Annotated in this window: 19 protein-coding genes and 1 tRNA gene; 12 read left to right on the top strand and 8 right to left on the bottom strand. The window is 59.0% G+C overall.

What is annotated here, in order from left to right; translation table 11 throughout:
• The first annotated feature begins 62 nt into the window (after positions 1-62).
• From Q0239_RS16860 to Q0239_RS16805, 12 genes are all read left to right on the top strand, one after another.
• On the top strand, positions 63-842 hold the full coding sequence (locus Q0239_RS16860) for a succinate dehydrogenase iron-sulfur subunit (RefSeq protein WP_298605020.1): 780 nt from the start codon (positions 63-65) through the stop codon (positions 840-842).
• Positions 839-1,336, top strand: a complete 498-nt coding sequence (locus Q0239_RS16855; protein WP_298605019.1) for a PaaI family thioesterase — start codon at positions 839-841, stop codon at positions 1,334-1,336. The genes Q0239_RS16860 and Q0239_RS16855 overlap by 4 nt, the downstream gene beginning before the upstream one ends.
• Positions 1,333-2,445, top strand: coding sequence for a cell division protein ZapE (gene zapE, locus Q0239_RS16850; protein ID WP_298605017.1), 1,113 nt, complete (start codon positions 1,333-1,335; stop codon positions 2,443-2,445). Before Q0239_RS16855 ends, zapE begins: the two co-directional genes overlap by 4 nt.
• A gap of 18 nt (positions 2,446-2,463) precedes the next feature.
• Entirely contained in the window at positions 2,464-3,846 is a 1,383-nt protein-coding gene (locus tag Q0239_RS16845; protein WP_298605015.1) for a M20/M25/M40 family metallo-hydrolase, read from the top strand.
• Positions 3,847-4,042: 196 nt separating this feature from the next.
• Positions 4,043-5,005: a malate dehydrogenase gene (gene mdh, locus Q0239_RS16840; RefSeq protein WP_298605013.1), complete on the top strand. Its 963-nt coding sequence runs from the start codon at positions 4,043-4,045 to the stop codon at positions 5,003-5,005.
• A 22-nt stretch (positions 5,006-5,027) separates the two neighbouring features.
• Positions 5,028-5,573, top strand: coding sequence for a hypothetical protein (locus tag Q0239_RS16835; RefSeq protein WP_298605011.1), 546 nt, complete (start codon positions 5,028-5,030; stop codon positions 5,571-5,573).
• Positions 5,574-6,458 (top strand): succinate--CoA ligase subunit alpha, encoded by an 885-nt coding sequence (sucD, locus tag Q0239_RS16830; RefSeq protein ID WP_298605008.1) that lies wholly within the window; start codon positions 5,574-5,576, stop codon positions 6,456-6,458.
• Between the two features lie 43 nt (positions 6,459-6,501).
• On the top strand, positions 6,502-9,312 hold the full coding sequence (locus Q0239_RS16825; RefSeq protein WP_298605006.1) for a 2-oxoglutarate dehydrogenase E1 component: 2,811 nt from the start codon (positions 6,502-6,504) through the stop codon (positions 9,310-9,312).
• Positions 9,313-9,335: 23 nt separating this feature from the next.
• Positions 9,336-10,550, top strand: a complete 1,215-nt coding sequence (gene odhB, locus Q0239_RS16820; protein WP_298605004.1) for a 2-oxoglutarate dehydrogenase complex dihydrolipoyllysine-residue succinyltransferase — start codon at positions 9,336-9,338, stop codon at positions 10,548-10,550.
• 10 nt (positions 10,551-10,560) lie between these two features.
• Entirely contained in the window at positions 10,561-11,955 is a 1,395-nt protein-coding gene (lpdA, locus tag Q0239_RS16815) for a dihydrolipoyl dehydrogenase (protein ID WP_298605001.1), read from the top strand.
• Positions 11,955-12,581 (top strand): trimeric intracellular cation channel family protein, encoded by a 627-nt coding sequence (locus tag Q0239_RS16810; RefSeq protein WP_298604999.1) that lies wholly within the window; start codon positions 11,955-11,957, stop codon positions 12,579-12,581. The genes lpdA and Q0239_RS16810 overlap by 1 nt, the downstream gene beginning before the upstream one ends.
• Before the next feature lie 4 nt (positions 12,582-12,585).
• On the top strand, positions 12,586-13,266 hold the full coding sequence (locus Q0239_RS16805; RefSeq protein WP_298604998.1) for a PepSY domain-containing protein: 681 nt from the start codon (positions 12,586-12,588) through the stop codon (positions 13,264-13,266).
• A 254-nt stretch (positions 13,267-13,520) separates the two neighbouring features.
• On the opposite strand, the gene Q0239_RS16800 is transcribed toward Q0239_RS16805, so the two are convergent.
• From Q0239_RS16800 to Q0239_RS16765, 8 genes are all read right to left on the bottom strand, one after another.
• Positions 13,521-13,691 (bottom strand): hypothetical protein, encoded by a 171-nt coding sequence (locus tag Q0239_RS16800; protein ID WP_298604996.1) that lies wholly within the window; start codon positions 13,689-13,691, stop codon positions 13,521-13,523.
• Positions 13,692-13,801: 110 nt separating this feature from the next.
• A complete protein-coding gene (locus Q0239_RS16795; protein ID WP_298605032.1) occupies positions 13,802-15,004 on the bottom strand; it encodes a pyridoxal phosphate-dependent aminotransferase in 1,203 nt (400 codons plus the stop codon).
• Between the two features lie 70 nt (positions 15,005-15,074).
• Positions 15,075-16,841, bottom strand: a complete 1,767-nt coding sequence (gene pabB / locus Q0239_RS16790) for an aminodeoxychorismate synthase component I (protein WP_298604994.1) — start codon at positions 16,839-16,841, stop codon at positions 15,075-15,077.
• A 38-nt stretch (positions 16,842-16,879) separates the two neighbouring features.
• Positions 16,880-16,953 (bottom strand) — tRNA-Gly (locus Q0239_RS16785).
• 33 nt (positions 16,954-16,986) lie between these two features.
• Positions 16,987-17,517, bottom strand: coding sequence for a molybdenum cofactor guanylyltransferase (locus tag Q0239_RS16780; RefSeq protein WP_367276125.1), 531 nt, complete (start codon positions 17,515-17,517; stop codon positions 16,987-16,989).
• A 4-nt stretch (positions 17,518-17,521) separates the two neighbouring features.
• Positions 17,522-18,364: an S-formylglutathione hydrolase gene (gene fghA / locus Q0239_RS16775; protein ID WP_298604990.1), complete on the bottom strand. Its 843-nt coding sequence runs from the start codon at positions 18,362-18,364 to the stop codon at positions 17,522-17,524.
• Positions 18,365-18,400: 36 nt separating this feature from the next.
• Positions 18,401-21,085, bottom strand: a complete 2,685-nt coding sequence (locus tag Q0239_RS16770) for a collagen binding domain-containing protein (RefSeq protein WP_298604988.1) — start codon at positions 21,083-21,085, stop codon at positions 18,401-18,403.
• 31 nt (positions 21,086-21,116) lie between these two features.
• Entirely contained in the window at positions 21,117-21,947 is an 831-nt protein-coding gene (locus Q0239_RS16765) for a molecular chaperone (protein ID WP_298604986.1), read from the bottom strand.
• Positions 21,948-21,972: the final 25 nt, after the last annotated feature.

Below are 21,972 nucleotides of genomic sequence, written 5' to 3'. Positions count from 1 at the left end.
GCATTTGCTTGGGGATGCCCGCTTGGTTAGGGCGTTCACAGATTCAGTATCGGGATAGAAACATGGCCGAATTCACTTTGCCGAAGAACAGCAAGGTCCAGAAGGGCAAGACCCACGCAGCGACCAGCAATGGCACCGCGCGCAAGTTCAAAGTTTATCGCTATGATCCCGACAGCGGTGAAAACCCGCGTTACGATACGTTCGAAGTCGATACCGACAATTGCGGCCCGATGGTGCTCGACGCGCTGATCAAGATGAAGTCGGAGCAGGATAGCTCGCTCACCTTCCGCCGTTCATGCCGCGAAGGCATTTGCGGCTCTTGCGCGATGAACATGAATGGCAAGAACGGCCTTGCCTGCACAACCGCCATCGAAGACTGCAAGGGCGAGGTCACCATCACCCCGCTGCCGCATATGGAGGTAGTCAAGGATCTGGTTCCCGACCTCACCCATTTCTACGCGCAATATGCCTCGATCAAACCCTGGCTGCAGACCGTGACCCCGACCCCTTCGGGCAAGGAGCGCCTTCAGTCGCCCGAAGATCGTGCGAAGCTCGATGGCCTGTATGAGTGCATCCTGTGCGCCTGCTGCTCGACCAGCTGCCCGTCTTACTGGTGGAACAGCGACAAGTTCCTTGGTCCTGCCATCCTGCTGCAAGCCTATCGCTGGCTGGCCGACAGCCGCGACGAAATGACCGGTGAACGCCTCGACGACCTCGAAGATCCGTTCCGCCTCTATCGCTGCCACACCATCATGAACTGCGCCAATGCCTGCCCCAAGGGCTTGAGCCCGGCCAAGGCGATTGCCGAAACCAAGAAGATGATGGCGGAGCGCCAGATTTGAACGACGGCATTGAGGCGCCGCTTCCCGCCGGACATTTCGACGCCCAGGCACAGGACGGTGGCTGGCTCAGCTGGAATCTGAACGATAAGACGCGATTCAACTCTTTTATCGAGCCTTTAGCGGTCCGCCCGGAAGCACCTCTGCCCGATGGCCGCCCGCGCGCGCGCATCCGAATGCATCCAACCCGCAAACACAGCAATCTGGGCGACAATGTCCATGGTGCGGTTACGCTGGCGCTGATTGACGTCTCGCTTTTCGCCGCTGCGCACCAGTTCGGTTCGCTCAACGCGGGCTTTTCGGTAACACTCGATCTGGGCACCCAGTTTATCGGCGGCGGCCGGCTGGGCGAACCGCTTGATGCGGTGGTTGAACAGGTACGCGAAACCGGCCGCTTGATCTTCCTGCGTGGTATGGTGGTGCAGGGTGCGAATGACGAGCATATCGTTGCCTCTTTCTCCGGAACAATCCGCAAGGCATCCCAAGACAAGAGATGACCGGACTGCTCGCTGCCTATCAAGCATTGGTCGCGGCGAGCGAGCTTAAGCCTGATGCGGATCAGGCGCAGGCTGCCGCCAAACTGGCCGATATTCAACAACAGCTAGAATCCGTTCCCCCGCGCGGCAGCACTTTATGGCGTTTCCTTGGCAAGAAGCCCGAGCCTGTTCGCGGGCTTTATCTGTGGGGCGGGGTCGGACGCGGTAAGTCGATGCTGATGGACCTGTTCTTCGACAATGTGCAGGTGAACCGCAAACGTCGCGCGCATTTCCATGAGTTCATGCTCGATATCCATGCGCGGCTAAAGGTCGAGCGCGAGAAGGAAAAGGGCGATCCTATTCCGCCGGTGGTCGCGGCGCTCGCTGATGAGGTGCGGCTGCTCTGCTTTGACGAAATGGTGGTCAACAATATGGCCGACGCTGCAATCATGTCGCGGCTCTTTGCCGGGCTGTTTGACGCGGGCGTTACGGTGATCACCACTTCGAATCGCCATCCCGACGATCTGTACAAGGACGGTCTCAACCGGCAGCTTTTCCTACCCTTTATCGATCTGGTAAAGCAGCGGCTTGACGTCATGGCGCTTGACGGGCCGACCGATTATCGCCGCGACCGGCTTGGCCATGCACGGACCTGGCTCATCCCCAACGGGCCTGAAGCGACCAAAGAGCTGTCCGAAACCTTCTTCCACCTTACGGATTATCCGCCCGAGGACAGGGCCCATGTTCCTTCAGCAGAGCTCGATGTCGGCGTAGGCCGGACAATGCATATACCCAAAGCCTTGAAGGGTGTTGCGGTCTTCTCGTTCAAGCGACTTTGCGCCGAGGCGCGCGGGGCTGCAGACTATCTCGCGATCGCGCGCCGTTTCCACACCGTCATCATTGTCGGCATCCCGGTGCTAGGGCCACACAACAGGAATGAAGCCGCCCGCTTTGTGACGCTGATCGATGCGCTGTACGAATATCGGGTCAAGCTGCTTGCCGCAGCCGATGCTGCACCTGATGCGCTATACCCGAAGGGCGATGGTCGGTTTGAATTTGAACGCACTGTATCCCGGTTGATGGAAATGCAGTCCGAGGAATATCTGGCCGAAGGGCACGGAGGGCGTTAGGCTGGACGCGAGGAGAGAATGATGAAGCGTTATATTTTAGCACTTTTGGGTACGACCCTCGCTTGCTCGCCGGTTCTGGCACAAGACGCGAAACGTTTGGCCGAGCGTGATCTTTTTGCCAAGATCGTCGAGATACCCACTGTCGAAGGTCGCACCGCCGAGTTCAAGAAACTGACAACGCTGCTGACGGGGGAATTCCGCAAGGCCGGAATCACTAATGTCGTCGTCCAAGACCATGACAGAACCCAGACTCTGATCGCACGCTGGCCCGCCGCCAAGCCGAGCGGGAAGAAGCCGATCCTGCTGATGGCGCATATGGATGTGGTTGAAGCAAAGGACAGCGACTGGAAATATCCGCCGTTCAAATTCCGCGATGAAAACGGCTGGTATCTCGGTCGCGGCGCAAATGATAATAAAGCGGGCCTCACTGGCATATTGATCGCGCTACAATATCTCAAAACCGAGGGTTTCCAGCCGACGCGCGATCTTATCGTGCTGTTTACCGGAGACGAAGAAACCACGGGGAACGGCGCACGGCGTGCGGCGACCGAATGGCGCAACCTGATTGATGCCGAATATGGGCTGAATAGCGATGCGGGCGGCGGTTCGGTTTTCAAGGACGGCCGACCCGAACTGTTTGCAATGCAAATCGCCGAGAAGACCTATGCCGATTTCAAGCTGACCGCTACCAATCGGGGCGGGCACAGCAGTGCGCCAAGGCCGGATAATGCCATATATGCGCTATCCAATGCATTGACCGCGCTGGAGGCGCATCGTTTTCCACCTATGATAAACGATGCAACCCGCGCCGGATTTGCCTTGCTCGCCGAGAAGGACGGCGGGCAATATGGTGAACTGATCAAGCGCTTCCTAGCTGATCCCACCGACCGGGAGACAGCAGATCTTGTCGAAACCAATGATCCGGGAAGTACAAGGACGCGCTGTGTCGCAACGATGTTGTCGGGTGGACATGCCCCCAATGCTCTACCGCAAAAGGCCGAGGCCAATGTCAATTGCCGTATCTTTCCCGGCGTGAAGGTGGAAGAAGTGCGTCAGCAATTGCAGGTGCTGGCTGGCCCCGATGTCACGGTTACCGCGGTCGAAGGCTCGCAAACCCCCGAAACCGAGCCGACCCCGATCCGGCAGGATGTGCTTGATGCCTATAAGGCAGCGGTCGCGACGCGTTTCAAGGGCGCACCCGTAGTTCCCTACCAATCAGCAGGGGCGACCGACGGTGCCTTCCTGCGGGCCAATGGCCTACCGGTATATGGCTTTGGCGGGCTTTGGGGCATTGTCGGCGAGCGCGAGGGCGCGCATGGGCTTGATGAACGGGTCAACGCCGATGGTTTTCATGGCCAGATACCGATCTGGATGGACATGCTGAAGCGTTTGGCAGGATAATAGCGAGTCACCTGACCTGTGTTTGCCGCTTTTGAGTGGCCTTATTGCAATTGCGAACTGTTATCAGAAAAAGCCTTAACTTCGGGCCTTTATAGGCTTGCCGTAACGGCCGAATCGGCCTAACGCGCCCTTAATTCCCTTAACGACGCAGCGGTTTGGCCGTTACGTCCATTGGCCCAACGGAAGGACATTGGTAATGGCCCGCAAGAAGATCGCGCTCATCGGCGCTGGCAATATCGGTGGCACGCTTGCCCACCTCGCTGCTCAAAAAGAACTTGGCGATATCGTGTTGTTCGATGTCGTCGAAGGCGTGCCGCAGGGCAAGGCGTTAGACCTTTCGCAGTGCGGGCCAATCGAGGGATTTGATGCAAAGATCATCGGATCGAACGACTATAAGGATATTGCGGACGCGGACGTCATCATCGTCACCGCAGGCGTCGCCCGCAAACCGGGCATGAGCCGTGACGATCTGCTGGGCATCAACCTGAAGGTTATGAAAGCAGTTGGCGAGGGCATCAAAAACAATGCCCCCAACGCTTTTGTCATTTGCATCACCAACCCGCTCGACGCGATGGTCTGGGCCCTGCGCGAATTTTCGGGCCTGCCGCATAACAAAGTTGTCGGCATGGCAGGCGTGCTCGATTCGGGCCGTTTCAGCCACTTCCTGGCCGAAGAATTCAACGTCTCGGCGCGCGACGTCACCACCTTCGTCCTCGGCGGCCACGGCGATACGATGGTGCCTGTGGTGCAATATTCGACTGTCGCGGGCATCCCCGTTCCCGACTTGATCAAAATGGGCAAATCAACGCAGGAACGCATCGACGCTATCGTCAAGCGCACCCGCGGCGGGGGCGGCGAAATCGTCGCACTGCTCGGCACCGGTTCGGCCTATTATGCGCCCGCGACCAGCGGTATCGCCATGGCCGAAGCCTATCTGTTCGACCAGAAGCGCCTGCTGCCTTGCGCCGCCTATGTGGATGGCAAATATGGCCTTGACGGCCTTTATGTCGGCGTGCCCTGCATCATCGGTGCCGACGGCATTGAGGAGATAGTCGAAATCGCGCTCGACGACGAGGCAAAGGGCAATCTGCAGGTCAGTGTCGATGCGGTCAAGGAATTGCTCGTCGCCTGCAAGAATATTGATCCCACACTGCAATAAGGTGCTGGGCGCGGCGCTCCTGATGCTTGCGGCACCCGCCGCCAGCCAGCCCTATCCGGCTACAGAGGTGCTCGAAGCCTTTCGGACAGCCTGCGCAAATACGCGCAAGTTCGAAAAGCTCGAAAAGCAATTGCCGAAAAAGGGGTGGGAGGCGTTGCCTGCGGACGGCGAACCGCGCATCGCGCAGTTGGTATCCAAGGGCAAGGCAGCGCTCGAGGATGGCGAGAGACTGAATGGCCATGAATATCGCAAGTCGGTTGCGGGTCGGCAGCTCTATCTGATCACCAGCCGAGTAACCGACAAGAGCGGTATCTGGGCAAGTGGATGTCGCCTATATGATTTTGAGGCCAGTGTCCCGATAGCGGATGCGGATTTGATTAAATGGATGACGCGTGAGCCGACCCATAAGGAACAACTGCCTAATGGTGGCGTAATCCGCAAATGGGAGCCAGGCTGGAGCAGCGGAATTGGAGTGGATGTGGATTTCGCCGGACATGGCGGCGAGTTCAATGAAAAATTTGGTTTGTCGGGCGTCGTGATGATCGCCTCTTCGATTGGAGGATTTTGAATGTCGATTTTGATCAACAAGAACACGAAGGTCATCACCCAAGGCATGACCGGCGCAACCGGCCTGTTCCACACCGAGGCGGCGCTTGCCTATGGCACGCAGATGGTTGCGGGCGTCACCCCCGGCAAGGGCGGTGAGACGGCGCTTGGCCTCCCCATTTATGATACCGTTGCCGAAGCCAAGGCGCTGACTGGCGCAACCGCCAGCTGCATCTATGTTCCGCCGCCATTTGCCGCTGACTCAATCCTTGAAGCGATTGATGCCGAGATGGAACTGATCGTCTGCATCACCGAAGGCATTCCGGTGCTCGACATGGTCAAGGTGAAGCGCGCGCTTTCGGGTTCGAAATCGCGCCTGATCGGCCCGAACTGCCCCGGCGTCCTGACTCCTGATGAATGCAAGATCGGTATCATGCCGGGCAGCATCTTCAAAAAGGGATCGGTCGGCGTCGTCTCGCGTTCGGGCACGCTGACTTACGAAGCCGTGTTTCAGACCACCAATGAAGGGCTGGGCCAGACCACGGCTGTCGGCATCGGTGGCGATCCAGTCAATGGCACCAACTTCATCGACGTGCTTGAGCTGTTCCTGGCTGATGACGAGACCAAGTCGATCATCATGATCGGCGAAATCGGCGGCGATGCCGAAGAACAGGCTGCACAATTCCTTATCGATGAAGCGAAGAAGGGCCGCAAGAAACCGATGGCCGGCTTCATCGCTGGGCGCACCGCACCTCCGGGCCGCCGCATGGGCCATGCCGGCGCGATCGTTTCGGGCGGCAAGGGCGATGCGGAGTCGAAGATCGCTGCGATGGAAGCCGCAGGTATCCGCGTGGCCGCTTCGCCCAGCGAGCTCGGCACCACGCTCGTCGAGGCGCTGAAAGGCTAAAATCGGGACGGCATTTTCCTCCTCCCCGGGAAAGGCAAGACCAATGGGTTTTGAGAATCACGAATTTGAAGCAGAGCGCGGCCCCAGCTGGCAGCGCCCTAACTGGCGCGTTGGCGAAACCGACGATCTGACCGGTGCGCTCGACCCCACGCAGATGGCGGTCGAGATCAAGGCGGCGGCAAAAGCGGCGGGCAAGCCGATGGCGCAGGGCGACGCCGTTGCTGCGGCAGGTGATTCAATCCGCGCCATGATGCTGGTGCGTACCTATCGTGTGCGCGGGCATCTGGCTGCCAATCTTGATCCGCTTGGTCTTTCCAAACAGGAAATCCCGGCCGACCTTGATCCCGCCTATCATGGTTTCACCGATGCCGATCTTGACCGTCAGGTTTATGTCGGCGGCACCCTTGGCTTTGAATGGGTCAGTGTCCGTGAACTGGTTGCAACCCTACGCGCCAATTATTGCGGGCCGGTCGGCCTTGAATATATGCACATCGCCGATGTCGAGGAACGCCGCTTCCTGCAGGAGCGGATGGAGGGCCGCGATGCCGCCATCTCCTTCACGCCCGAAGGCAAGAAGGCGATACTCGGCAAGGTAATCGAGGCCGAGCAGTACGAGAAATTCCTCGCCAAAAAATATGTCGGCACCAAGCGCTTCGGCCTTGATGGCGGTGAAGCGATGATCCCCGCGCTCGAAGCCATCATCAAATATGGCGGTCAATTGGGCATTCGCGAAATCGTCTATGGCATGCCGCATCGCGGCCGCCTCAACGTGCTCGCCAATGTGATGGCCAAACCCTATCGCATCATCTTCCACGAATTTTCGGGCGGCTCGGCCAACCCCGAAGATGTCGGCGGTTCGGGCGATGTAAAATACCACCTCGGCACCTCGACCGACCGTGAGTTTGACGGCGTAAAGGTCCATATGTCACTCGTTCCCAACCCCTCACACCTTGAGGCGGTGAACCCGGTGGTGCTCGGCAAGGTCCGTGCGAACCAGACGATCCGTGACGATTTGGGCAAGCATGAGCAGGTGCTTCCGGTGCTCCTGCATGGCGATGCCGCCTTTGCCGGGCAGGGCATTGTCTGGGAATGCCTCGGCTTCTCCGGTATTCGCGGCTACAATACCGGTGGCTGCATCCACTTCATCGTCAACAACCAGGTAGGCTTTACCACCAGCCCGCAATTTGCCCGCTCCTCGCCCTATCCAAGCGATGTGGCCAAGGGCGTGCAGGCCCCGATCTTCCACGTCAATGGTGACGACCCTGAGGCGGTAACCTTTGCCTGCAAAATGGCGATCGAATTCCGCCAGCGTTTCCATCGCGACATTGTGATCGACATGTGGTGCTATCGCCGCTTCGGCCACAATGAAGGCGACGAACCCGGTTTCACCCAACCACTGATGTACAAGGTGATCAAGGGCAAGCCGGGCGTCAGCGAAGTATATGCCGCACGGCTGCAGGCTGAAGGTGTGATCGACGCCAACTGGGCTGCCGAACACACCATGCGCTTCACCCAGATCCTCGAGCAGGAATTTGAGGCTGGCCAGACCTACAAGGCCAATGATGCTGACTGGTTTGGTGGACGTTGGGCTGGCTTCAACAAGCCTGCCGATCCGGAAACGTCGCGGCGCAACGTGCCCACCGGCATTTCCAAGAAACTGATGGACGGTCTTGGCCGCATCCTGACCAGCGTTCCCGAAGGCCATAGCATCCACCCCACACTGGGGCGCGTGCTGGAAGCCAAGAAGAACATGTTCGCCAGCGGCGAAAATTTCGACTGGGCGACCGGTGAGGCTCTCGCGTTCGGATCTTTGCTTTCCGAAGGTTTTGGCGTGCGTCTTTCGGGCCAGGATTCGGGTCGCGGCACGTTCAGCCAGCGCCACGCCGTCTGGGTCGACCAGACAAATGAAGCCAAATATGTCCCGCTGTCGACTGTCCCGCACGGCCGGTTTGAAGTCTATGATAGCCCGCTCTCCGAATTCGGCGTGCTCGGCTATGAATATGGCTTTGCCGGCGCCGATCCCAAGACGCTGGTGATGTGGGAAGGCCAGTTTGGCGATTTCGTCAACGGCGCGCAGACGATCATCGACCAGTTCATTGCGAGCGGAGAATCCAAATGGCTCCGCGCCAATGGCTTGGTCATGCTGTTGCCCCATGGTTTCGAAGGGCAGGGACCGGAACATAGCTCGGCGCGGCTCGAACGCTTCCTGCAGCTGTGCGCCGAAGATAATATTCAGGTAGCCAATTGCACGACGCCAGCCAATTTCTTTCACTTGCTGCGGCGCCAGATGCACCGCACATTCCGCAAGCCGCTTGTCGTCATGACGCCAAAATCGCTGCTGCGTCACAAGCTGGCAGTGTCAAAAGCTGAGGATTTCCAAGGCGAAAGCCATTTCATGCGGATCCTTTCGGACCCATGGGCCCCGGCAGACAAGGATGTGAAGCGGCTCGTGCTTTGCTCGGGCAAGGTCGCCTATGATTTGATGGAGGCGCGCAACGCAGCGGGCGATTCCAACACCGCAATCGTCCGGCTTGAGCAACTTTATCCCTTCCCGGGTGAGCCGCTGATTGTCCGCCTAAAGCGTATGACGAACCTCGAAGAGGTCGTCTGGGCGCAGGAAGAACCGCAAAACAACGGCAGTTGGTTCTTTGTCGAACCCTTCATCGAAGCCTGTCTGGCTGAGGCCAAAGTAGGTCCGGCACGCGCACGCTATGCCGGACGCAAGGCGAGCGCTTCGCCTGCTACGGGCCTAATGAAACGCCACCAGTCCGAACAGGCTGCGCTGATTGCCCACGCGCTCGGTCATGGGGTGCGCGATGAAATCCGCCGCCAGCGTACGTCTAAAAAGAAATAATCTCCGCCCAAGGAGCGAATGATATGAGCACCGAAGTCAAAGTCCCCACCCTCGGCGAATCGATCACCGAAGCGACGCTCGGCCAATGGCTGAAAAAGCCCGGCGAGGCGGTTGCCGCTGACGAACCCATTGCCAGCCTTGAAACTGACAAGGTCGCGGTCGAGGTTCCAGCTCCTGCCGCTGGCGTGATGGGCCAATATCTGGTTCAGGAAGGCGATACGGTCAATGTCGGCGCCGTGATTGGCAGCATCGAGGCCGGTTCCGGCGCGCCCGCTGCCGCTCCGGCTCCTGCGGCAACGCCTGCACCGGCAGCGCCCATCGCCGAAGCGGCGCCCGCTGCCTCGGCCGACCTGACGCTGTCTCCTGCTGTGCGTCGCTTGGTCCTCGAACTCGGCATCGATCCGACCAAGGTCAAAGGCAGCGGCAAGGATGGCCGCCTGACCAAGGAAGATGTCCTCGCTGCTGCCAAGGGCGGCGCACCTGCAGCGCCGGTTACCGCGCCCGCTGCAGCGGCACCTGTGGCCGCCTCTGCTGGCGGGCGCCGCGAAGAACGCGTCAAGATGACCCGCCTCCGCCAGACGATCGCCAAGCGTCTGAAGGATGCACAAAATGCCGCTGCTTTGCTCACCACCTTCAACGATGTCGACATGTCGGCGGTGATGGAGGCGCGCAACCGCTACAAGGACAGCTTTGAAAAGAAGCATGGCGTGAAGCTGGGCTTCATGAGCTTCTTCGCCAAAGCCGCCTGCCTCGCGCTCAAGGATTTCCCTGCGGTCAATGCACAGATCCAGGGCGATGAGATCGTCTATCACGACTATGTCGACCTGTCGGTTGCGGTCTCCGCACCGAACGGTCTAGTCGTTCCCGTTGTCCGCAACGTCGATCAGCTGGGCTTTGCCGATATTGAAAAGGCGATTGCTGACCTTGGCAAGCGCGCCAAGGATGGTTCGCTGACCATGGAAGACATGGCCGGCGGTACCTTCACCATCTCGAATGGCGGCATTTTCGGCGGCCTGATGTCGACACCGATCATCAATCCCCCGCAGTCCGCAGTGCTCGGTCTGCACCGTATCGAGGATCGCCCGGTGGTACGCGACGGCCAGATCGTCATCCGCCCGATGATGTATCTCGCACTCAGCTATGACCACCGCATCATCGACGGCCGCGAAGCGGTGACCGCGCTCAAGACGATCAAGGAAGCGATTGAAGATCCGACCCGCTTGCTGATCGACCTGTAAGGAACAGACCATGGCAGATTTTGACCTGATCGTTATCGGTGCCGGCCCCGGCGGCTATGTTGCGGCCATCCGTGCAGCGCAATTGGGGCTGAAAACCGCTTGCGTCGAGAGTCGCGAGACTTTGGGCGGCACCTGCCTCAATGTTGGCTGCATCCCGTCCAAGGCGATGCTGCATGCATCCGAGCTTTACAGCGAGGCCGCCAGCGGCGCGCTCGCAAAGCTGGGTGTCAAGATCGACAAGATGAGCCTCGACCTCGAAACCATGCACGGCCAGCGCCGCGACGCGGTGAAGGGTCTGACTGGCGGGATCGAATTCTTGTTCAAGAAGAACAAGGTCGAATGGATCAAGGGCCACGCCGCCTTCACCACGGCCAACGCGATCGAGGTCGCGGGCAAAAACTATACCGCCGACAATTTCATCATCGCCACCGGTTCTTCGGTTACGCCGCTGCCCGGCGTTGAGGTTGATAATGCCAAGGGCGTTGTCGTCGATTCAACCGGCGCACTCGAACTGCCCAAGGTGCCCGACCATCTGGTGGTCATCGGCGGCGGGGTGATCGGGCTCGAGCTCGGATCGGTTTGGCGCCGTCTGGGTGCCAAGGTCACGGTAGTCGAGTATCTCGACCAGATCCTGCCCGGTATGGACGGCGATGTCCGCAAGGAAGCGAACAAGATCTTCAAGAAGCAGGGCTTTGAATTCAAGCTTTCGACGAAGGTCACCGGCGTACAGGTGAAGGGCAAGAAAGCCACGCTGACCGTCGAATCTGCAGCGGGTGGCGCCAGCGAAACCATCGAGGCCGATTGCGTGCTTGTCTCCATCGGTCGTCGTCCCAATACCGATGGCCTTGCGCTCGACAAGGCAGGTCTTTCAGTCAACGCGCGCGGTCAAATCGAAATCGACCATGATTTCCGCACGGCGGTCCCCGGAATCTGGGCTATCGGCGATGTCGTCCCCGGGCCGATGCTCGCGCACAAGGCCGAGGATGAAGGCATTGCCTGCGCCGAGAATGTCGCGGGGCTGACCGGCATCATAAATCATGACGTCATCCCCTCGGTGGTCTATACTATGCCCGAAATTGCTGGCGTCGGCCTGACCGAAGAGGCCGCCAAGGCAAAAGGCGAGATCAAGGTCGGCAAATTCCCGATGATGGCGAACAGCCGCGCCAAGACCAATCACGAGCCCGATGGTTTCGTGAAGGTCATCTCCGATGCCGCGACCGATCGTGTGCTGGGTGTGTGGTGCATAGCGAGCGTGGCGGGCACGATGATCGCTGAAGCGGCCTTGGCGATGGAATTTGGCGCGACGTCTGAGGACATCGCCTACACCTGCCACGCGCACCCGACCCATTCGGAAGCGCTGAAGGAAGCCGCGATGGCGGTGCAGGGCAAGCCGATCCACATGTGATGGAAGATGGCGTCGCCGAGATCGCGCCGACGCTGATTGCGGCGCTCGACCTGTTCGGCATATCTGTATTTGCCGCATCCGGTGCACTGGCTGCAGCGCGGCTGAAGCAAACGCTGGTCACATTTTCTTTCTTCGCCTTGGTGACAGGTGTCGGCGGCGGCACCGTTCGCGACTTGCTGATCGGTGCGCCGGTGTTCTGGGTGCAAGACTGGCGTTTTCCCACCGCCTGCCTGGCGACGGCACTAATGGTATGGATGACTCCGGTCAGAATCTGGAGCCCGCGCGCACTCGACTGGTTCGACGCCATCGGGCTTGCAGTCTATTCGGTGTTTGGCGCGTGGAAGTCGCTCAGCCTGGGTATCGACCTGTTGCCGGCGATGATGATGGGAGTGATTACTGCCTGCGTGGGCGGCGTCATTCGCGATGTTCTTGCAGGTGAGCCGTCGATTTTATTGCGACCGGAAATCTATGTAACGGCAGCGGCGCTCGCTTCAGGCAGCTTCGTTATCCTGCTTTGGTTGGGTGCGCCATTGGCAATGGCCGCCGTGCTAAGTGCGATAGCAGGATTCGGATTGCGCGCGGCAGCTATTGCCAAGGGGCTCGCCATTCCGGCCTATAAAGGGTGATGCGATGAAGTATCTGACCCTGCATAAGTGGCATGTCTGGCTGGGCTGGCTGGTCGGCGTTCCGCTGATCCTCTGGACGGCATCGGGCCTGTTTATGGTCGCGCGTCCGATCGAGGAAGTGCGCGGTGAGCATCTACGCGCCAGGCCAGCGCCGATAGCTGCAATCGCACCGACAGCTCCATTCCTCGGCGGACGTACTGTCGAAAAACTTACGCTGGAACAGCGCGCAGACGGTCCAGTCTGGCTCATTCGTTATACCGATGGCGGCGAACGGCGGGCAGATCCCGCAACGGGTAAGTTGCTGCCCAAGCCCGGCGCGCGCGAGGTGCGGGCGCTCGCCGAAAGCTATTATCGAGGGAAGTCAGCGGTCGCATCTGTCCAATTCTTTCCTGCCGACAGAGAGCCGATGGAGCTGCGCCGCGGGCGTCCAGCATGGCAAGCGGCGCTCAAGGACGGAACCAACCTCTATGTTGACGCCGAAAGCGGTAGCCTGCTTGCGGTGCGTACCCCACAATGGCGTATCTTCGATTTTATGTGGGGGTTGCACATCATGGACCTGCAAACACGCGAGGATAGCAGCCATCCAATTCTGATCGGCTTTGCGGGGCTGTCACTGATCAGTCTATTGATGGCGTTCTGGCTTCTGATTGTGCGCCAGCGACGAAAATCAGCAGCGTCCAGATAAAGAAACGCCCGCGCCGGAAATGCCGGTCGCGGGCGAAGCAGCAGCAGGTTTCGGGTCGCAGAAAGCCTACTGCTTGGGGAAATTTGAGGCGGAACCAACTGCCCTAACCCCCAACGACTCGATTTTTACAACGACTCAACTTATCCACAAAGCGAATCCGGTGCGCGCACGGATGCGGTAGGCCATCTCGTGGGAATCTAAGGGGATTATCTTCGGGATTATGTTTAACCCCGGCGCATGCAAAGGATTGTCGTTTAACGAATCGATTGCGAAATCGGCGACTCGATCACAACAGCCTTGCTTTCATAACTCTTGGTCTCGGCGCTTGCCGGACGAACCAGTGCAATACCCGCGATACCCAGCGCGAAACCGCCGGCAAGGCTCAGGAACAGGTCAGAGCGGAAAAAGGCGATCATGCGGGTCATCAAAAAGCTTCTGGCTGGAGTCGTGCTGTCGACGCCGCCGCTAGAGCAGCATCGACGCTTTCTCAACCACGATGCTGGTTAAGCCCGACTTAACAACCGGCTATTTGCGGTCAAGCGAGTGCTGCGCACGCCGACTGGATTCGGGTGCAGGCTTCCTTGAGCGCCTCGTTAGATGTCGCATAGCTGATACGGAAACCCGGCGAAAGGCCGAAGGCTGCGCCATGAACGGCTGCAACATTCCAATCCTCAAGGAAATAATCGATCAGATCGGCGTCGGTTTCGATTTTCTTGCCCTTGGGGGTTGTTTTACCCATCACGCCGCTCGCGTCCGGATAGACATAGAAAGCACCTTCAGGTGTCGGGCAGCTGAGGCCAGGTGCATCGTTGAGCATCGCCACCACCAGATCGCGCCGCTCCTTAAACTTGGCGTTGCGTTCCTTGAGGAAGTCCTGCGGACCGTTGAGCGCGGCAGCCACAGCATATTGGCTGATCGAACAAGGGTTGCTGGTCGATTGCGACTGCAGATCGCCCATCGCCTTGATCAGCCATTCGGGGCCGCCGGCATAGCCGATGCGCCAGCCGGTCATGGCATAGGCCTTGGACGCGCCATTCATGGTCAGTGTGCGATCATAGAGTTCCGGACAAACCTGCAGCATCGTCGCAAAGGGCTGTTGTGCATACCAGATATGCTCATACATGTCGTCGGTCAGCAGCATGACATGCGGATGCTTGAGCAGCACTTCGCCAAGCGCCTGCAGCTCAAGCGCGGTATAGGCAGCACCCGTCGGGTTCGATGGCGAGTTGAGGATCAGCCAGCGGGGCTTGGGTGTGATCGCTGCATCAAGCTGCGCCGGTGTAATCTTGTACCCCTGATCCGCACCCGCCAGCAGAACAACTGGCGTACCGCCCGCAAACTGGACGATGTCGGGATAGCTGACCCAATAGGGCGCGGGGATGATCACCTCATCACCCTTGTCGACGGTCGCCACTAGCGCGTTGAACAAGGTGTGCTTGCCGCCCGCATTCACCGTGATCTGCTTGGTGGTGTAATCAATACCATTATCGCGCTTGAACTTCGCCTGGATCGCCAACTTGAGTTCAGGGATACCGTCGACCGCGGTATATTTGGTCTTGCCCGAACGGATCGCCTCGATCGCCGCGTCCTTGACGAAATCCGGCGTGTCGAAATCCGGTTCCCCAGCGGAAAGGCCGATCACGTCCAATCCGCGTGCTTTCATTTCAAGCACACGGCCCGACATGGCGAGCGTGGGCGAGGGCGCAATGCGGCCGAGGGCGGCGGAGAGCCTGTCGATCATTTCTTATTCCCGAAGCTAGTTTGGACGAAGCAAGATTGCGCGCCTGCCCCTAGAGCGAGCGTGGAAATTACGCAACCCTTGTGGCGGGAATCAGGCCGCGCAAACTGTTACCGAGAAGAAATCCCTCGGCGAGGTCGGCAACGGTCAACTCGGCTTCGAATGCCTTTCCGCTTTCAATGAGATCGCGGCGCAAAACCGAGGGCAAAAGACCGCGTTCAAGGGGCGGCGTGAGCAAACGCCCGTCGCGTTCAACAAACAGGCAAGTGAAGCTGCCTTCGGTCAGATAGCCATCCGCATCGACAAGGAGCACCTCGTTCGTTCCCGCAGCCTGTCGCGCCTCGTCGTAAAAGGCCCGATCGGTCGTCTTGTGCCGCAACCGGAAATCCTGACTGTCGACCGGAAGCGGGGCGACGGCAATCTGCCAGCCATCCACCGGGGCAGGTGCATCGCTAATCTCGATCGCCAGTGCGCCGCTTCGCGATGCCAGCAGTCGTATCTTGGCGTCATGATCGAGATGGAATGTCGCTGCATGCAGCCGGTTGCGCGCTTCGTGCCGGTCAAATTCGAAATCAAGCGCCTGTGCGCTTGCCTTGATCCGCTCCAGATGCAGCTCGAGCCGCAATATCCCGGAGGCAGGTTCGAACCGCATGGTCTCGATCAGATCAAAATCGCGTCGCTGCACCCGCGCAAATTCCCCCTTGGCCAGGCATTCTGCCCATTCGGTCGCGATTTCTGAATCCGCAACCACACCCGAACCAAGTCCCAAGCTTGCCTGCTTACTGGCTTCGTTCAAGTGAAATGTACGGATGGCAACGTTGAAGGCGGCATCGCCATTGGGATCGATCCGCCCGATTGACCCGCAATAGATGCCGCGCGGGTTGGTCTCCACCTCATCAATAATCTCCATCGCGCGGATCTTGGGTGCGCCGGTGATTGAACCGCAGGGATAGATAGCGCGTAGCAGATCGACCGCATCCTTGCCGTGATCTAGCTCGGCGGTGACCGTCGATGTCATCTGGTGAACAGTGGGATAGCTCTCCACCGCAAAAAGGTGCGGTACTTCCACCGAAGCGGCCTTGGCGATACGAGACAGATCGTTGCGCAAAAGATCGACGATCATCAAATTCTCGGCGCGCTGTTTGGGATCGGTGCGTAATTCGTTTGCCAACGCCATATCGGTGATCGGATCGGCGCCGCGTATGGCGGTTCCCTTCATCGGTTTCGCCGTAACCCGGCCGTCACGCAGCGCGAAGAACAACTCTGGTGAGAAGGAGAGAAGCCAGTCCTGCCCTGTCCAGATCACGCCACCATAGCCCGCCGCCGCCCGTGGTCGAATTGCCGCATAGAGCGCGAGCGGATTCCCCGCATAGCGCGCGCTTGCCCTGAAAGTCAGGTTTGCCTGGTAGATATCCCCCGCCGCGATATAGTCTTCGACCGTATCAAACGCTTGGCCGTAGGCGGCGCGACTAATAGAGGGCCGCACCGCACCCAACCAGCTGCCATCGGTTTCGGGTAGCAGGCTTGGAATTGTGTCCGCCTCGATTTCTTCATAGCCGTCGAAAATGCCGAACCAGCATAGCGGCGTCGGCATATGCGACCCTGCAAGCTTACCCGACAGTTTCGGTTCGAGTGCAAATCCAGCTTCGTAGGACAGAAATCCTGCGACGTGCCTCCCTTCCTGTTGAGCCAGCTTTAGCTCTTCAAAAGCACGTTCCAGTTCAACTGCATCGGTTGCGACGATCGTTCTTTGTGGCCTCGTGTACAACCGGGCAGGCGACGCATCGCTGCGCCGTGCATCATCAAGCAGGACAAAGGGCGAGGTCGCGTCAATCATGGTGGACGCTATAACGGCTTTAGCGATTTGGAAAAGGCTGGAGCGGGTGAGGGGAATCGAACCCCCGTCGTCAGCTTGGGAAGCTGCTGCTCTACCATTGAGCTACACCCGCGATTCGGCTTTCCCTAGATAGGCAGCGAATAGCTCAAGCGCCAGCCCGCGATGGCAAATCTTCGGGGCGATTGATGTTCCGCAAAGGGGTGTCAAGTTCCACCCGTCGCGCATTGATGAGGGCCGCGAACCCATAGACTGAGCGGTTTGCGGAATCCGAAAGCCAGTCGATCAGCTCGTCACGCACCGATACGGGCCACAGACCGATAATGGGCAAATCAGCCACTATCGCAGGCCCGGGTCCCAGCCGCTTTTCCAGATCGTCGGGCAGCCCAATTACGTCACAGCTTGAACTCAACACCGCATCAAAACCATGACGCCATGCATGGTCGAGGGCGCCCGCAAGGCCGCCGAGAGGACCAATCCCCGCTTCCGGCAAATCGGCAATCTTGGGAAGCCTTGGCCATTCGCGCCCCGCGACAACCAGTTCGACAACCTGCGGTCGCAAGGCATCTGTGACATGGTCGAGCAGCGCCTTCCCTTCGAAAAGCGCTTCGGCCTTGTCTGAGCCGAAGCGGCGCGATTGCCCGCCGGCGAGGATCGCGCCCAAAACTCTCAAAAGCACAGCCTCATTTCAGCCGCTCAGCGTGCCAGGCGAGATGGTCGGCCATGAAGGTGGAGATGAAGTAATAGCTATGGTCATAGCCCGGCTGCATCCGGATGGTCGCCTTCTGACCAACCTTGGCGCATGTCTCTTCAAGGAGATGCGTTTTCAGTTGCTCGGCGAGGAAATTGTCAGCTTCGCCCTGATCGACCAGCAGGTCCGGCAAACGTGCGCCGCCTTCGATCAGCGCACAGGCATCATATTCCGACCATGCTGCGCGATCCTGTCCAAGATAGCCAGCCAGCGCCTTATGTCCCCACGGAACCTGCGACGGCGCCACAATGGGTGCGAAGGCGGAGGTCGAACGAAAGCGCCCGGGATTGCGCAGGGAAATCGTCAGTGCGCCATGCCCGCCCATCGAATGTCCCATGATACCCTGTGCAGCCATGTCGACCGGAAAGTGGCTCGCGATGAGCTGGGGTAGTTCGCTCTCGATGTAGCTTCGCATCCGGTAATGTTGGGCGAAAGGCGCCTCGGTTGCATCGACATAGAAACCGGCTCCCAAGCCGAAATCATAAGCGCCTTCGGCATCGTCAGCCACTCCCTCGCCGCGCGGCGAGGTGTCGGGCGCGACGAAGATCAAGCCGAGCTCGGCACAGGCACGGCGATACTCGCCTTTCTCCGTCACATTTGCGTGCGTGCAAGTGAGGCCCGAAAGATACCAGACCACCGGCAGCTTCGTGCCCGGCTCATGATCGGGGACGAACACCGAAAAGGCCATTGTGGTTCCGGTTTCGACGGACGCATGGGAATAGACGCCTTGCGTTCCGCCGAAACTGCGATTGGTGGATAGCGTTTCGATTGTCATGACGCTGCCAAAGACTGTTGCGGCTGTCCGGTCAAGTTAGTTGCTTGCGGCAATCCGTTGCGAAGGCTTTAGCACAATCTGGCCCAAATCCACCGTGGGGCTCTTGCGATCGAGCGAAGCGGCAACGCTAATTTCGGGTTGGACCCCGACAATGCTGGCCGCGACGGAACCGACCCTCAGACGATACTGGCCATAAGGCACGCTTTCGAAAAGGAAAAAGCCGTCATATTCGGCGCGCGTGGTCTTCACGACGCGCCCGGCCTTGTCGAGCAGCTCCAGATCGACGCCATTCATCGCCTTGCCACCTTCCTTGATCAGATAACCGCTGATTTCGCCTGCAGAGACGAGCGGAAGTTCAACAATGATCGGCACGCCGGGACGCGGGGTCACTACCATGCCGCTGGTTGCTGGCTGTACGAACGGATCGGGCAGGCTGCCCGCGTCTATCCCGATCAGAATCGGCTTATACGGCTCCAGCCCGCCGATGATGGTTTGCCCTTTCTCGTCGGTAGCCTTGCCTCGCCCATTCAGCCCAGCAGTAATTTCAACTGCTTTTTCAACAGGTTCGTTGGATTGACGGATGCCGTCGGCGTTCAGATCCTGATAAACCAGCACCGCCGCCTGACCGCTTGACGCCAATTTGTCCGAAGAGATGTGGAAGCCCTTGCCATGCGGGTTCGGGCCCATGCTGAAGGCAATACTCAGCTGCGCGGCAACCGCGCCATCGGTTGCGCCCATTACCTGACCGGTCAACGCGAACTTGTCAAAGTGCCGCGTATAGCCAAATGTTGCACGCCCGCGCTTGTTGAGCGCGTCATAGCCCAGTTCGGCTCGCCAATTCGCCTTGTCGTCCGCACGCCATTCGCCGGTGATCCGCGATTCCTTGAATCCGGTATCGCCCATCAGGCCAAAGCGCGCCTCACCGCGTAGGCGCAATCCGCCGACACGACCGCTCAGCCGCAGCATTGCATCGAGCTTTTGCGGCGGATCGGTGCCAAAGGCGAATTTCATCTGTTCCCAGACCAAATCGGTGGATGCATTTATATTATTGATATTAAATGATAATCTTGCTTTAGCTTCGAGTGAGCGATTGCCATTCAGCCATTCGCGATAGGTCGCACTGACGCCATAAGGTATGGATTTATTGCCGATTTTCAGACTGTGGTCGACTGAAAGCATATGCTCGGCACGCAAACCGGGCAAATATTGCTCGCTACGGAAGCCACCGAACAGCCAGAGCGACTGCGCACCGACCATCGCCTGGCCGAATTGCCCCAGCATCTGTCCGCGAATGGCATAGCCGCCGTCAATATTGGCCGCCCCGGCCACTTCGATCAGTGTCGGGCCGACTGCGCGGCGGATCATCGCCTCGGCATAGCTGTCGCGACGCCCTTCATAGATGGAACTGATCACAGAGGCGCCGATAGAGGTCTTCGCATCAAGCCCACGCTCAACACCAAAGCCTGCGCGCAGCCCGTTATAGGGCCTGTCGTCAGTATCGCCGAAGTTGAACAGATCGCGTCCGGCATCCTGGACCCCGGCCCAATAATAGGTTTCGCGCGGCGGGATCGAATTGGCCCCGACCGGTATCATCCGGACGTCGCGCTTGATCTGCCCCTGCGGACCATAGAGCACGACTTCCATCCGGTTTTGCCCATACAGCAAAGGCACATCGAGGAATTCATAGCGTCCATCGCCACGGCTTTGGAAATAACCGATCAGCTGGTCGTTGCGGTAAAGCTCCGCATCCCAGCCATCGGGCAGTTCGCCACGGAAGCTGGTGCGATCGAAATTGTCGGGGCGTGACAGCGGTCGGTTGGTGACGAACAGGCCGCGGCCCGGTGTCGACTGGCTGCCAACGAAGGATGCGGGCAAGTTAACGTCGCCCACACCAAAATGCGTCGCCTTGAAGGGTCCGAGCAGATCACCCTCCGCGCTGGTGCGATAGGCGCGCACCCGGAAACTTTCCGGAACGCCCTTTTCATTCGAAGAAAGCCGCGCATCAAATGACGCACCCGCTATTTCTCCACTAGCAAAAATATCATAGCGTGCGTTGAACTTCGCGGGCCCCTGCGCTTCCTTGGTAAATCCGGTTGACGCCACGACGTCGACCGACGGCGTGCGCCAGAAGCGATAGGCATCCTTGGCTTGTGGCAATGTGCGCAGGTCAAAAGTCGCGGCAGGGCGGGTTTTGGCTGCGCGCTCCTTGCGTTCTTCGGCCAGTTCAAAGGGCAATTTGCGATCCGCTTTCACCACCAGCACTGCATCGGAGAGATCGGGTGTCAGTGTTACTTCGAGCCAGCGGCTGAGCGCTTTACTATCGACACACCAGCCTTCAGGGGTGTCATAAATGTCCGACGCTGTGAGCGTCGAACTTTTGTTCATGATTTGTACTCTATTGGCTTCGCGGTCGAGGGTGAATGTCCGGCTTTCTTCGAACAACCAGCCAGTCGCGCGGCGCGACTTTTTGTCGAGCCGGACCGGAAGGTCAAAGGCAATGATCAAATCAGCAAAATCAATACACGTGCCGGCATCGGTCTGATAGCCGCGCACGCCATCGCCCACGCGATAGCGCCCGACGCGGACATCGAGGAGCAGTTGGTCATCGTCATTGGCTTTCCAGGTCTGCGCAAACGCAGGAACCACCGGGGCCAGCAAGGCTCCGGTGGTTAAGACCAGGGCGATGATGCCCCGGCACAATCTGGAAAGAGACGACTTCATGGTCGTTGCCGTTCGGGCTAGCTCCGTTCGCTCAGCGCACGACCGTACGCAGTTCGGCGATCATCCCGCCGCCATTTTCAGGCGTGTCATGATAGGCAATGATGATTTCGCTGCCACGGATGGCTGCGGCCTCTTCGTCGCTGAGCGGAAGATCGACCTTGCGCTTGCCGATTTCGGGATAGATGGCGATGCCCTTTTGTACGATAATCGGCTTCGCCTGACCGGGCTTCATTACGCGGAACTCGCCATAGACCGAGCGGCTGCCCTTTCGGGTGGCATCAAGTTCTAGGACCGGACCGTCTTCGTCGCGGCCCAAACGGGCGTTGGCGAGAGCCGCCGTGGCTGTCAGGTCGCCTTTGCGTACGATGATGGGAATGGTGATCCCGTAAAGCGGGATCAGCTGGATCTTGAGGTCGCTGGCATTTGCCTCATCGGTCACCGCCTGGGTCTTCGGAATGGCCCGGAACAGCATGTGCACACGGTATTCGCCATCCGGCAGGGTGTCGGCAGGGTTAAGGCCGATACGGATCGACTGTGGTTGATTAGGCGGTAATGTGACGCGGCGCGGCGCATAGCGCACCAGCGACAATGCCGCCTTTTCTGATTCGGTGGTTGCGGACGGATCTATGTCCTCAAGCCGGCCATCCTCGCCCATCCGCTTGATTTCCAGCGAAATGCGGTAGGTGGTTTCTTCTGCTCCGACATTGTTCAGGATCACCTGCGTTCCGCGCTTGCCGTCAAGGATAACCCGCGTCGGGGCGACAAGCAAATCACCTGCAGCATGCGCGGCTGTACCTGACAAACCTGCAATCACAGCCAACCCACCGATCGTGGCGATAGCCATATTCCGAAGAAACTTCATATATTTAACCTGCCTCATCTGGTCC

Origin of the sequence: uncultured Sphingorhabdus sp., assembly GCF_937872355.1 — a bacterium.
Classification (GTDB): Bacteria; Pseudomonadota; Alphaproteobacteria; order Sphingomonadales; family Sphingomonadaceae; genus Sphingorhabdus_B.
This window is presented reverse-complemented; position numbering and strand designations above follow the sequence as displayed.